Raw genomic sequence first — 13,962 nt, 5'->3', positions numbered from 1 at the left:
GCATTGCCCCGATTGTTCCAAGCTTCATGGAAATCAGGTTTATATTTCAGTGCTTGGTCGTAAGAAACGATCGCTTCTTCATAGCTTCCTAAATTTAATAGCGCATTGCCCCGATTGTTCCAAGCTTCATGGAAATCAGGTTTATATTTCAGTGCTTGGTCGTAAGAAACGATCGCTTCTTCATAGCTTCCTAAATTTAATAGTGCATTGCCCCGATTGTTCCAAGCCTCGTGGTAATCCGGTTTATATTTCAGTGCTTGATCAAAGGATGTGATCGCTTCTTCATTACGTCCTAAATTGGTTAGTGCATTGCCTTTTCTGTACCAAGCCTGGTGGTAATCCGGTTTATATTTCAGTGCTTGATCAAAGGATGCGATCTCTTCTTCATACCGTCCTAAATTTCTTAATGCAATACCCCGGTTACTCCAAGCTACATAATCATCTGCTTGAATTTTAAGTACTTCATCAAAAGAAGTGACCGCTTCTTCATAGCGTTGTAGATTATCACATAGAACAACACCTCTATTGTTCCAGGCTTCGTAATAATTAGAGTTAATTTTAAGTGCTTGGTCGTCGGATGCAATTGCTTCTTCATACCGCCCTAAATTCCTTAATGCAATACCCCGGTTACTCCAAGCGTGGTAGTCATTTGGTTGAAATTCCAGTGCTTTATCAAAGGATGCGATCGCTTCTTGATTACGTCCTAAATCCTTAAGCGCAATGCCGCGATTGTGCCATATTGTGTGATCATCTGGTTTAATTTGCAGTGCTTGGTCACAAGATGCCAGCGCTTCCTCATAGCGTCCTAAAGTCCATAACACACTGCCTCTACTCTCCCAAACTTTGCCGTCATTTGGTTTAATGTACAGTGCTTGGTCATAAGACACCAGCGCTTCCTCATAGCGTCCTGAATTGTTTAGTGCAATGCTGCGGTTGTACCAGGCTTTGTCGTCATCTGGTTTAATTTTCAATGCTTGATCGAAGGATGCAATCGCTTCTTCATAGCGTTTTAGGTAATCACATAACACAGCGCCTCGGTAGATCCAAGTTTTGTAGTAATTAGGTTGAATTTTGATAGCTTGGTCGTAGGATACGATCGCTTGTTCATATTCCTTAGCAGCAAATAGTAAATTTCCCAGTTCAAATAGTAAACTTGCACGGCGATTCTCTGGCTGATTTTTTTCAGTCAGCAAGTCTTGAATTTCTATGATTTTCTCAATTCTTTGTTCTGGGCTGAGTTTCAAATATTCCTCATAGTCTCCTTCCAGCAACAAGCGATTTGATTCTTCTTCTACTACTTCTGGCGTTGTCGGTAATTCAAACACGCCAGAACGCCAATCAAAAAAATCTGGGGCACGATGAATAAAATAATTTATCGAAAATGAACGCAAAAGAAAAACAAAGCTAATGGAAAAATCATCTCTAAAGCGTTCTCGCTGTTGATTTAAGTGATTTAAAATATGCGGAACACTGGTTAAATTGCTAAATTGTCCTTCTGTAATTTCTCCAAAACTTCTTTTTTCATACTTATATAAAGAATATTCCAAACCTTTTATCAATAAAATATCAACTTGCTTGTCTTTAATAAACTCTGCTACTGGCTGATATAAATTATCAATTGACTCAACCAAGCGCAAAACAGCAATCTTCTTCTGCGGAATCTCCTGGGGAAGTTTGACAATAAACTTGTCTGCTTCCACAGGTGTACATTGGACAAAAAACAAACCAAATCCTGATTTACGCCTCAATGCGCGAAGCAAGTCTTGATAAGCTTCTTCAGGTTCTGGGGGTAAATCATCATCCCAATCACTTAAATTCGAGTTCATGCAAGTTTCGCTACGGCTTCTTTAAATTCTGGAATTCCTTGAATCAATGGATGAATATCATACCAACGCTGCATCTCTCCATCATCATCCAAATAGCGGTATTCTAAAAGACAACGGTTATACATCAAACTCCGATACAAGTCATCATTAATAATGCGCTTAGAACAAGACACTTCCGCTAACAGACACCATTGATGATTTTCCACAGCGCGGCGATAAGTATCTTTGGCTTGAGTAATTGCTCGCCGCACCGCCTTTTCTGAAACAGGTAAATCTTCAGTACGTCCAATGGCATCTTGAGTTAACAATAGCAAATTCCTCACATGACCTCCACTCATCAAACAAAGTCTGTCTAAGGTTTGGGGACTGTCGAAAATTTCCGTTTCTAGTGATAGTTCGGGTGCAATTTGCCGGACTCGTTTCTTAATTACTTCCTTAACTTTTTCGAGTCCTGGCTGATAAACGTCTCCCTCGAAAGTTTTTACCATAATCATCGGCAAAATTTGGGGGTCGCCGTAGATATCTCTGAGGTCTGTTGCCCTAGTAGAATAGACCATTGAAATCGGTACAGTGTAAATCAAATGGCAATCTAAAGCTTGAAGTTGTTCGCTACGGTCTAAAAAGACTTCTTCATAGTTGGTGCGTTCTCCATCTTTAACTAATACCATCCGGTCTAAGTTATCGACAATTACCGCCAGTTTCTTGTAGCCATTAGGTAAGTGCTGTTTTGCATCCAACAAAAATTCATTTAACACCTGAATTAAAGTGACGGTGTAAGGATCAATTTTTTGGCGAATCTTCTGGCGTAATTCAGGAACAGCCCTTAAATTTGCAGTTAACTTAGCGAATTGAGCAAGCTGCACTTCCACTGCCATACTCTCAAACTCTATGGGAGTCAGCGCCAAATCTTTCAAATCTTCCCAACGACCTTTCAACCAGTTGAGTATGGGACGAGGACTAGCAATTCCTTTTAAATCTTTGAGCAAACGGCGGGTACAGGCGAGGAGAATATCTGTATATTGGGCATCTTCAGAATCGATATCCTCTTCATCAGCCGCAAAATACACAACATAAAATTCCCGATTTTCTAAATATTTCTTTAACCTGAGTAATTCTGTAGACTTCCCCGCACCCCGATGACCAGAATACAATTGGCAAGTATTTGTATCTGCCAATCGCATCCGATTTCCCAACTCTTGCTCAATATCCGCATCTCCCCGCACATCTTGACAATCTACATATTTTGGATCGCCTGCTGGTAAGGGTTCAAAGGGGTTAAAGGCATTGTAGAGTTTTGCGAGTAAGTCAGTACTATTAACCATAGGTAAAAAATATAGCAATCATGCTCATAATAATGGAGATTAAGCAGAGACGCGATTAATCGCGTCTGTACTAGGAAGTAGGGAAATCCGAATCAGAAATGGGGGCAAACAATGCTCAAAAAAGGTGCGATCGCCTAAGCTATGCTTTTAAAATCCTAATTGGTATCATGTCCTTCTGTATTCTCCGGGTTTATCCTGGAAAGCAGAGAGCTAGGCTGTATAAGCCACTATCATCATTTCAGATACTAACATCGAAAAATTACCAATTATGCTAGAACAAGGCACTATCAGTATTCATACTGATAATATTTTCCCGATCATTAAGAAGTCGCTCTACTCAGATCACCAAATTTTCTTGCGGGAACTCGTATCCAACGCTGTAGACGCTATCCAAAAGCTGAAAATGGTATCCCGCGCCGGAGACTACGCTGGAGATATCGGCGAACCGGAAATTGAAATTGCCATTGACAAAGATAACAAAACCCTATCCATCTCCGATAACGGTATCGGGATGACCGCAGATGAAGTTAAGAAATATATCAATCAGGTTGCCTTCTCTAGCGCTGAAGAATTTATTCATAAATATGAAGGCAAATCAGATCAACCTATAATTGGGCACTTCGGTCTTGGTTTTTACTCTTCCTTCATGGTGGCGCAAAAGGTAGAAATTGATACTCTCTCCTATCAAGAAGGAGCGCAGGCGGTTCACTGGACTTGCGATGGTTCTCCAGCTTTCACCCTAGAAGATTCGTCTCGGACAACTCGTGGTACTACTATTACTCTCAGCCTGCAAGGAGAAGAAGAGGAATTTTTAGAGTCAGCACGAATTAAGAATCTTGTCAAGACCTACTGCGATTTCTTGCCAGTACCAATAAAACTAGAAGGTGAGGTATTAAATAAGCAAAAAGCACCGTGGCGAGAGTCTCCGAGTAATCTGAGTCAAGAAGAGTATTTAGAGTTTTACCGCTACCTGTATCCTTTTCAGGAAGAACCTCTGTTATGGGTGCATTTAAATACAGACTATCCCTTTATCATCAACGGGATTTTGTATTTCCCCAAAATGAGGCCGGATGTAGATGTTACTAAAGGACAGATCAAGCTATTTTGCAATCAAGTTTTTGTCAGTGACAACTGCGAAGAGATTATCCCGCAATTTTTGATGCCGATGCGGGGTGTGATTGATAGCACCGATATTCCCCTGAACGTATCGCGGAGTGCCTTGCAAGGCGATCGCACCGTGAAGCGAATTGGTGACTACATTGCCAAAAAAGTAGGCGATCGCCTCAAAGAACTTTTCCGCGATAATCGTGAACAATACATCAGTGCTTGGAAAGACCTCGGCACCTTTGTAAAATTTGGCGTTCTCAACGACGATAAATTCAAAAAGCAAATCGAAGATATCATCGTCTTCCGCACCACCGCCAAGCTGACAGAGAAAGTTGCTGCTGAAACTCCAGTAGTTGAAGTCCAGTCTTCAGACGGCGATGCTTGGCAAGATGTGACTCCTTCACCCAGTGCTGAAAACTCAATACCCACTGCTCCTTACACCACACTGAAAGAGTATCTAGAACGCAACAAAGAACGCAACGAAAACCGAGTTTTCTACAGCACTGATGAAACAACCCAAGCTACATACATAGAACTGCACAAAAATCAAGGTTTGGAAGTCCTGTTTATGGACTCCTTCATTGACACCCACTTTATCAACTTCCTAGAGCGGGAATATCAGGATGTTAAGTTTACACGGGTAGACTCAGATTTAGATAATACTCTGCTGGAACAAGATAAAGATAAGGAAATTGTCGATCCTAAGACTAACAAAACCCGCAGTGAGACGATTAAAGAGTTATTTGAGAAATCGCTCAACAAACCCAAACTCAACATCCGTACCGAAGCGTTGAAATCAGACGATCCTCAAGGTACACCACCTGCGATCGTGCTTTTACCAGAGATTCTTCGCCGCCTGCGAGAAATGAATGCCATGATGCAGCAGGGAACAGCAGAGTTTCCTGAAGATCACATTTTGCTGGTGAATACTGCTCACCCGCTAATTCAAAATCTGGCAAATCTGAACCAAGGTACTATTATCCAAGGTGATGGTCAATCGTCTACAGATCAGTTAGTGAACTTGATTTGTCAACACGTCTACGATTTAGCGCTGATGTCTCAGAAAGGATTTGACGCTGAAGGAATGAAATCTTTCGTCGAGCGATCGAATGAGGTACTCACCAAGCTGACTGAACAAGCTAGTAAATAGTTGGGAATTGGGTATGGGGAATTGGGTATGGGCAAGAGGACAAGGGGACAAGGAGAATTGGGGACAAGGGGAAAGACTTGTTTCAAGTTCTCACCTCTTGTCCCCTTGTCCCCCTGCTCCCCTTCCCCATCATCTCCCCCACTCCCTTTTCCACTTCTGTTGTCTAAGACATAGAATGGAAAGGCTGTATTAAAATAACAATCTGGAGATACTTGCTATGTCTCGTCGCTGTGAACTAACTGGTAAGAAGGCAAATAACGCCTTTGCTGTTTCTCACTCCCATCGTCGCACAAAACGCCTTCAGCACGCCAATCTGCAAAGCAAGCGTGTTTGGTGGGCAGGCGGAAATCGCTGGGTAAAATTAAAGCTGTCCACCAAAGCAATTAAAACCCTAGAAGTTAAAGGGTTAGAAGCAATGGCGAAAGAAGCTGGTATTAACCTCAATCATTACTAAGTAATCTGGATTTGATAACCTGAGACTATGTACGGGAGACAGGATAAGCGGCTTTGCCGCTATTCATCCTGGTTCCCTACCAAAATAGAACTGAAATTAGACGGCTCATTACCCAAAATTAATTCTTAATTACGTTAGCGTAGCGGTAGCGAGTCCGCGAGCGTCATTACGAATTATCCCTGTTGCATCTGCTTTTGTACCCAAAGACGAAAAGCTTTGAATGTTGCATTTCTGCCTTCGGTTATAGTTTGCTCAAGATATTGAGTAATCGCTTCACCTAATTTAAATTGAGGAAAATTTAGGCTTTGCTGAGACTCTACATAATGACCATCTTGCAGAACATTAATTTGGAGCTTTCCTTTGTTAAAACGCCAAAGCTCAGGTACTTCTAATGCCTCATAAATATTAGGATGAGTGCGAGAAGTAATGTCAACTTCTATAGCTAAATCTGGAGGGGGGTCTACTGTTAAATCTAGACGCTTCTTCCCACGAATCTTAAATTCATTTTTTATATAGAAACACTGGTCAGGTTCTATACCTTGAGACATTACTTGGTTTTTGAAAGTTGTAGAACCAAGACTTATGAACTCAGTATTTAGCTCTTCCAGAAGCGCTTTGACTAAATCGCCAATAATTTCTTTATCATATTCATGTTCTGGCAGTGGTGCCATAATCTCCAGTATTCCCCTGTCATAAGCAATTCGTGCTACACGGTGTTCCCCTAAATCCTCTAGAATTGTTTCCAATTCCTGCCAGGTTACATCTCGCAGTAACACTCTTTGTCCTGGTGGAACATGGATGCGCTTTAATTCCAACAACATCATCTCCACTCCCAGTAGCTTATATCTAAATTTAGCTTACTCTACTAATTCATTGCGACAATTTTTGCTTGTATCGAATTGTCGAATGCTTACACGCCGCAGCTTGTTGTCGGATATCACTCCTCATAGAAGTGCCAGCAGAGGAGCATAGTTTAAAGAAAAAACCTCTGGGGACTCCAGAGGTTTTAGTTCCTGATTTAGTTTCTATTGGTTACTACAATTTGTTTTCAGTCTTTTCCAGATAGAGAAGGAAATTATTTGATTTGAAAGGACTTAAGGGTAAGCACAGTTTATAGAAGTGTCTAAATATACTAAGAAAAATAATGAATGACCTTGCAAAAATATTTATTGAAGCAGAGGAAATTGTCAACTTTTTCAAAAATTTAGTAAAACCTGTCTTTAGCTAGAGAAAATTAGTCGTAAATAGGTCTACAAATGCTTTTTTGACAAACTAGAATATTTTCATACTATAGATAGATATCTACATCATAAATATGGCAGATAGTAAGGGATGTAGTTTTCCTACTATGGGCAGATGTAGACTTAATATAAACTCATAACAATCCTGTATTTTTTAGCCAACAATAAGTTAGGTATCTTGCCGTTTGTTCCGATAATAAATTTTAAACGAGCAATTATTTAGGATTTATGAAAAACTATACATGGCAGGGGCAATTCATGAATTGACCCTACCAGAGAATCAGGGTTTTGACTATTGTTTGCGTAACTCCTATTATTATGAAATTGGAAACTCTATGTTAAACTCATACTTTTTTTTATTCAGATAATTTGTAATGTTTTAGTGAAATTATTATCAAGATTTGATAAATATTTTTATTTTTTGTGAAAGCTATTGACTAAATATAGGATTATCCTTAAATAAAGAATAGTGGATTAAGATAAAGATTGAGTAGCTGTCACTTCGGCGTTGCAATTTTCTTCGAAATAGATTCAAATTTAGGACTATCTACTGATGAGAAAGCCACTAGTTTTAGATAGTCTAAGAAGTAGATTCTTATTCATACCTGACCTTGAATGTTTTTAGCTTCCCATTAACCGAACAAGATCAAACTTTTCTTTGGTAATCAAAACTTAACCTACTTAAATATTAGTAGGTTAATCTATAAACCGTATTGTAGAACTTAGTAAAATTATCAATATAAGGGCTACCCGAAGCCTTGAAAGTGTTTACCTATTACCATCAATTAGGGGTAATGGTCTTAACCAATACCATTATTGCACCGGGCTTCAGGAAAATCTGTCAAATTTTAGCGGCTGACCAGTGATTGGTTTAATGGTTTGAAGTATTTTTATTCCAAGTGAAGACCATTAACGTCCAATTTGAATTTATTAAAACCTGAATCAAGACAGTAATATTGCTCCTAAATCATCAGAATATTAGGGGTATATATACCTGTCGCTATTTGCACACCACTTCCATATTTAATTAACCTTCTCGGCTCAATTAATTTGCAGTTGTATATCCTGGTATCTCAGGATTAAAAACAGTTGCAAAAGACACATTTACCCACATTTGATACTTGGTATAAACTGATAAAAATTATGTCAGAAAATTTCAGTCAAGAGAAAGCTCTTGAATGCTATGACATGCACGAGAGCAAGTTCTTAACACCTTTTCAACGGAAGGCACTGCTGAAAAACCTGCAAGCTAATTTACAACCAGAATATCGTCGGCGGATTGAAATTATGTTGCTTGCTGATAAAGGTAAATCTCAAAGCCAAATCTGTGAAATCTTAAGTTGTTCTCAGGAAATGGCACGGTACTGGATTGGTGTTGCAGAGGCAGGTTTAGCACATAAATGGAATGAGCGACCGATAGGTAGACCCAAGACTGTTAACGATCAATATATTGAACGCTTGAAAGAATTGGTAAGTAATAGTCCGCGTGAATATGGTTACGCATTTAGCTGCTGGACAGCACAATGGTTAAGTAAACATTTAGCAAATGAATTTGGCATTGCAATTACCGATCGCCATGTTAATCGGCTGCTAAAAAAAATGGGGCTTTCTACTAAACGCAAAAATTCTTGTCCACAAGAAACTGACAAAAATAAAGATGCTGGTATTACAATCTGCGACTTGCAATCTAACTCTGAACCTAGTTTGCATTGGTCATTTAATCTAATTCAGACCAATAACTAATACTGTTTTGGAGGTTAGAAAATGCCATCAGCGTTTTCCCAGCAATATTTAGCTGAACAAATTACCCAAGTCTTGGGTAAGTCGCTGTCAAAGGAAGAACTTGATACGTGTCTTGGAGGGCTGAAGATTGTCGAACCACAAATAGCAAAGCAGTTTTGGCAAGCAACTACAACTGACACAGGAATTTATATTGTCCTGAGTGGTAAAGTCAGGCTGCTGGATAGCTCTAATAATTTAATTACTACTCTCTTTTCTGGATCGTCATTTGGCGAGTTGACTTTATTTCCAGAAAAGGAATTTAGTCCTTATGTGGCTAGAGCTTCGGCAAACTTAAAGCTTTGCTATATCAACCAAGAGATTTTACAAGAGGTAATTCAGACATCGCTTAGTGTCCGCGATCGCCTTTTAAGACGCGCAGAGGTCTGGGATTTACTGCTGTTATGTTGTTACAACTCCTTAATTGGGCATAATGGCACCATTGAGGAGACGTTTAAAGCGCTATCTCTATTTGAGCGACACAATCTAGAAAGTGGTTCCTTAAGTGCCAATCTCACTAAAGATATTAAGCTTTGGTTGCTGTATCGGGGCGAACTGCTAGATTCTCATGGGCGAAGATTGACACCTGGAAGCATCTATCTGAATCCCAAAGAGGGAAGTTTGCAGGTAGCGCGATCAGCGATCGCTTACAGTTTGAGTAATGCGGATTGGCAAACAGCCCTACAACACTGGCCGCAATTAGCAGAGTTGATAGATTCCCAAGAGCCTCAAACTGTCCTGGAAAGTGGAGATTTGGGGCTGGGGACTAGGAAAAACTCTTCCCAATCCCCAATTCCCAATTCCCAATTCCCAATTCCTAGCATTGAGCCAAAACAAAACCAAAGGAGACAACGGCCGTACTTTCCTAGCCCAAAGGTAAAGGCTGGGCATTGGTTGGGACGCTTGACTAAACGGTATCCGTTTTTTGAACAACAAAGCGCCTCTGACTGTGGGGCATCTTGTCTGGTGATGATTAGTCGCTATTGGGGGAAGCGCTTTAATGTCAACCGCATCCGAGATTTAACTAACGTCAGTCGCAGTGGGGCATCAATGCGGGGTTTGACAGCCGCCGCAGAAAGTATCGGCTTTGCTACCCGTCCGGTGAAAGCTAGCTTCGATAAACTAGCCCAACAACCCCTACCTGCGATCGCTCACTGGGAAGGTAAGCACTATGTTGTCGTCTATGAAGTCAATAAAAAACGGGTGATTATTGGCGACCCCGCCATTGGTCAACGTACCCTTACTGCTAGCGAATTTAAAGCCGGTTGGACTGGTTACGCCCTGTTATTACAACCCACAGACTTACTCAAAGAAACCCAAGAAGCGACTACAGCATTTTGGCAGTTTTTTGATTTAGTCAAACCTCACTCGCAAGTACTGCTAGAAGTGTTTATCGCTTCGGTGTTGATTCAAGTATTTGGACTAGTTACACCTCTATTTACCCAGCTACTGTTAGACCGAGTAATTGTCCAGGGTAGTACCCTAACTTTAAACGCCGTTGGTTTAGGCTTACTAATTTTTGGTTTTTTCCGCGTTGCTCTGAATGGACTGCGGCAATATCTACTAGATCACACAGCCAATCGTCTGTCACTAACACTGCTGGTAGGTTTTATTAAGCATACCTTTCGCTTGCCCCTAGCTTTTTTTGAGTCGCGGTACGTTGGCGATATTGTCTCTCGCGTCCAAGAAAATCAAAAAATTCAGCGCTTTCTAACTGGAGAAGCACTATCTATTGTTTTGGATTTGATGACAGTATTTGTCTATGTGGCATTGATGTTTTGGTATAGCTGGCAAATGGCATTGTTCAGTTTAGCGATCGTCCCGCCTTTTGTATTATTGGCGCTGATCGCTACACCTTTTTTGCGTCGCATTAGCCGCGAAGTTTTTAATGCTTCAGCTAAAGAAAACAGTTATTTGATTCAATCCCTCACGGGTATTCGCTCAGTTCGCTCAATGGCAATTGAGCAGACAGTCCGATGGCATTGGGAAGAACTGCTGAATAATGTCATTAAAAAGACCTTTAGCGGTCAGGTAATTAGTAACCAACTACAAATTTTTAGTTCTAGTATCGAATCACTAGTTACTACAGGACTACTTTGGTTTGGTGCATGGCAAGTAATTCAAAATCAACTAACCATTGGACAATTAATTGCCTTCAATATGTTGTTAGGAAACGTCATTCGACCTTTCCAACGACTCGTTGTCTTGTGGAATCAGTTGCAAGAGGTGATCATTTCCACTGAGCGAATTAATGATGTTTTAGAAGCAGAGCCAGAAGAAGATTTACAATTTCAACCACGTCAGACTTTAAGTAGTTTACGCGGTCATATTGTATTTGAAAATGTGACTTTTCGTTATCATCCAGAAAGTGATATTAATGTCTTAGAAAACCTCAGTTTTGAAATCAAACCTGAGCAAACTATAGCCGTTGTGGGGCGTAGTGGTTCTGGAAAAACAACCCTCTCCAAACTGATTTTAGGGCTATATCTGCCGACGGATGGCAAAATTTTGATTGATGGTCAAGATGTGACTAATATTTCTCTGCGATCGCTCCGCTCCCAAATCGGCGTTGTAGACCAAGATACCTTTTTGTTTGGCGGTACGATTCAGGAGAATATCAGCATTGCTCATCCAGAAGTTTCGCAAGAAGAAATTATTGAAGCGGCGCGGCTAGCAGGAGCAGATGATTTTATTAAGCTAATGCCAATGGGCTACGAAACCCAAATTGGTGAAGGTGGGGGTATGTTATCCGGTGGACAACGCCAACGCCTAGCGATCGCTCGTGCTTTGTTAGGAAACCCCTGCTTCTTGATATTCGATGAAGCAACTAGTCACTTAGATGCTGAATCTGAGCGGATTATTCAGCACAACCTGACAAAAATTCTTCAAGGACGCACAAGTTTAATTATTGCTCATCGTCTCTCTACAGTGCGTAATGCTGACTTAATTTTAGTTTTAGATCGGGGCATTTTGGTCGAAAGCGGCACTCACGAGCAATTAATCGCTAAAAAAGGACATTATTTTTATCTAAATCAGCAACAACTAGCGCAAACAGGTTGAAAGGGACTCAGAAATAGGGGATGAAGGAAATTAGATATTCGTTCATCCACCTTTGAACCGGATTCATCCACCTCAAATACTCGTTCATCCACCTTTGAACTGGATTCATCCACCTCAGATACTCGTTCATCCACCTTTGAACTGGATTCATCCACCTCAGATACTCGTTCATCCACCTTTGAACTGGATTCATCCACCTCAGATACTCATTCATCCACCTTTGAACTGGATTCATCCACCTCAGATACTCAAAATCCCCAATCCAAACCTAATTACAAATTAGCCTGTCCCTAATCCCCAACGTCCAATTCTTATGCCAAACCCATCTAATAATTCATCATCCGCCTTCGCTATCCCAAAACCAACTGAATTTCACCTGGTGGAAAACACAAATGCCATCTTTCATCCTCAGACACAAAAAACATCTGAAGCAAATGATTGGTTTTATGGCACCGAGGAACTACTAGATGCCTTACCAAAACTCTGGACGCGCTCCCTATTGTATTTACTGGTAGGCTTTGCTGGAATCATCTTACCTTGGGCAATGCTTTCTAAAGTTGATGAAACAGGGAGCGCTAGAGGACGTATGGAACCTGAAGGAGCAACCCAAAAATTAGATAGTCCAGTTACTGGTAGCATTACCGCCGTCAATGTCAAAGAAGGCTCAACTGTAAAAGCAGGACAGATTTTAGTTCAATTAGAGTCTGATGTGCTGCGAACGGATTTGCAGCAGGTACAGACAAAACTGGAAGGTTTATTGAATCGGCGATCGCAACTGGATCTCCTGAAAAACCAAATTATCTTGACGATTAACATCCAAGAACAACAAAATAAGTCCCAAGAATTAGAAAAACTTGCTCAAGTTAGTCAGGTACAGCAAAATCTTAATGCTAAACAGAGTACCTATAACTCACAAAGACTAGAAAAATTGGCTTTAGTGCAACAAGCTAGCCAGAATATCAGTTCTACCCAAATTGCTCAAAAGTTAGCAAAGAGTCGTTTCAGCCGAGATGTCACAGAAGTTGCGCGTTATCGCCAGCTTTTGCGGCAAGGTGCAATTCCCCAAATCAAAGTTGTGGAATTAGAAAAGATTGCAGAAGAAAGTCAACGCTTACAGGAACAAGCAAAATCTGATATCACACAAGCACAGTTGCGCTTAAAAGAAGAACTTAACCGCTATCAGTCGTTGATGGGTCAAGCCCTTTCAGATATTCAGCAGGCAAAACTTAGTCTGCAAGAACAGCAAAGCAGCTATCGCAGTGTGGTACAAGCAGGTAGACTAGCGGTGCTGAAAAATCAGGAACAGCTTAAAGATTTACAAGGACAAATTACTAACCTGCAATCAGAAATTGCTCAAACAGGAAGCCAGATTGCATCTTTACAGCTACAGATGCAACAACGAATAGTGCGATCGCCTATTGATGGCACAGTTTTCGAGTTGCCTATCCACAAACCAGGATCTGTAGTAGAACCAGGACAGATGCTTGCCCAAATTGCGCCCAACAATACTCCTTTGATTCTCAAAGCGCAGATGCCTAGCCAACAAAGCGGTTTTTTAAAGGTAGGAATGCCAGTTAAAATCAAATTTGATGCTTATCCCTTCCAAGATTATGGGGTAGTGCAAGGACGCGTTAGCTGGATTTCGCCTAACTCGAAAGTTCAAACGACGAATCAAGGTAACATCGAAACCTATGAGTTGGAAATCTCCCTACTTCAGCCTTATATCCAAACTGCCAACAAACGTATCCCTCTAACACCAGGTCAAACTGCAAGTGCAGAGGTGGTTATCCGCCAACGCCGGATTGTAGATTTTATTTTAGATCCGTTTAAGAAGTTACAACAAGGTGGTTTGGAGCTTTAGGAAATTGCCAACTTACAGCAATTTTCAGGTAATTAAACTGTAGCTTAGAGCATGAACAACAAGAACCCCGACTTATTAAAAAAGTCGGGGTGAGCTTCATGGTTCAATTTCTATCAAGCATTACTAACTTGTATTTGAACAATTATTTCATCTTAATTTTTA

General features: G+C 40.7%; 9 protein-coding genes. 5 read left to right on the top strand and 4 right to left on the bottom strand.

Annotated elements, in window-relative coordinates; genetic code table 11:
• Window positions 1–1,826, bottom strand: a 1,826-nt coding sequence (locus H6G86_RS22920) for a tetratricopeptide repeat protein (RefSeq protein ID WP_190936237.1), incomplete at its 3' end; no start/stop codon positions are given.
• Entirely contained in the window at window positions 1,823–3,148 is a 1,326-nt protein-coding gene (locus H6G86_RS22915) for a P-loop NTPase family protein (protein WP_190936236.1), read from the bottom strand. The genes H6G86_RS22915 and H6G86_RS22920, both read right to left, overlap by 4 nt.
• 268 nt (window positions 3,149–3,416) lie before the next feature.
• On the opposite strand from H6G86_RS22915, the gene htpG reads away from it, so the two are divergent.
• Both htpG and rpmB read left to right on the top strand, forming a co-directional pair.
• Entirely contained in the window at window positions 3,417–5,405 is a 1,989-nt protein-coding gene (htpG, locus tag H6G86_RS22910) for a molecular chaperone HtpG (RefSeq protein WP_190936235.1), read from the top strand.
• A 217-nt stretch (window positions 5,406–5,622) separates the two neighbouring features.
• A complete protein-coding gene (rpmB, locus tag H6G86_RS22905; protein ID WP_114082227.1) occupies window positions 5,623–5,859 on the top strand; it encodes a 50S ribosomal protein L28 in 237 nt (78 codons plus the stop codon).
• Window positions 5,860–6,032: 173 nt separating this feature from the next.
• Here the strand turns inward: rpmB and H6G86_RS22900 are convergent, their stop codons facing one another.
• Entirely contained in the window at window positions 6,033–6,680 is a 648-nt protein-coding gene (locus tag H6G86_RS22900) for a Uma2 family endonuclease (RefSeq protein WP_190936240.1), read from the bottom strand.
• A gap of 1,563 nt (window positions 6,681–8,243) precedes the next feature.
• Here H6G86_RS22900 and H6G86_RS22895 point away from each other — a divergent pair.
• Both H6G86_RS22895 and H6G86_RS22890 read left to right on the top strand, forming a co-directional pair.
• Window positions 8,244–8,843, top strand: a complete 600-nt coding sequence (locus H6G86_RS22895; protein WP_190936234.1) for a helix-turn-helix domain-containing protein — start codon at window positions 8,244–8,246, stop codon at window positions 8,841–8,843.
• A 21-nt stretch (window positions 8,844–8,864) separates the two neighbouring features.
• Complete coding sequence (locus H6G86_RS22890; protein ID WP_190936233.1) at window positions 8,865–11,939, top strand: peptidase domain-containing ABC transporter; 3,075 nt, start codon at window positions 8,865–8,867, stop codon at window positions 11,937–11,939.
• On the opposite strand, the gene H6G86_RS22885 is transcribed toward H6G86_RS22890, so the two are convergent.
• Window positions 11,912–12,136, bottom strand: coding sequence for a hypothetical protein (locus H6G86_RS22885; RefSeq protein WP_190936232.1), 225 nt, complete (start codon window positions 12,134–12,136; stop codon window positions 11,912–11,914). The two genes, H6G86_RS22890 and H6G86_RS22885, sit on opposite strands and share 28 nt — an antisense overlap.
• Window positions 12,137–12,252: 116 nt before the next feature.
• Here H6G86_RS22885 and H6G86_RS22880 point away from each other — a divergent pair, with 116 nt between their 5' ends.
• Window positions 12,253–13,800, top strand: a complete 1,548-nt coding sequence (locus H6G86_RS22880; RefSeq protein ID WP_190936231.1) for a beta-barrel domain-containing protein — start codon at window positions 12,253–12,255, stop codon at window positions 13,798–13,800.
• Window positions 13,801–13,962: the final 162 nt, after the last annotated feature.

The sequence above is a fragment of the Nostoc sp. FACHB-133 genome, assembly GCF_014698055.1.
Lineage (GTDB): Bacteria > Cyanobacteriota > Cyanobacteriia > Cyanobacteriales > Nostocaceae > Nostoc.
Note: the sequence above shows the minus strand (reverse complement) of the source record. Positions and strands in the feature narration are given on the sequence as shown.

Coding starts and splice junctions, on each gene's coding strand:
- H6G86_RS22915 (WP_190936236.1), bottom strand. CDS start 3,148: ATGGTTAATAGTACTGACTTACTCGCAAAACTCTACAATGCCTTTAAC.
- htpG (WP_190936235.1), top strand. CDS start 3,417: ATGCTAGAACAAGGCACTATCAGTATTCATACTGATAATATTTTCCCG.
- rpmB (WP_114082227.1), top strand. CDS start 5,623: ATGTCTCGTCGCTGTGAACTAACTGGTAAGAAGGCAAATAACGCCTTT.
- H6G86_RS22900 (WP_190936240.1), bottom strand. CDS start 6,680: ATGTTGTTGGAATTAAAGCGCATCCATGTTCCACCAGGACAAAGAGTG.
- H6G86_RS22895 (WP_190936234.1), top strand. CDS start 8,244: ATGTCAGAAAATTTCAGTCAAGAGAAAGCTCTTGAATGCTATGACATG.
- H6G86_RS22890 (WP_190936233.1), top strand. CDS start 8,865: ATGCCATCAGCGTTTTCCCAGCAATATTTAGCTGAACAAATTACCCAA.
- H6G86_RS22880 (WP_190936231.1), top strand. CDS start 12,253: ATGCCAAACCCATCTAATAATTCATCATCCGCCTTCGCTATCCCAAAA.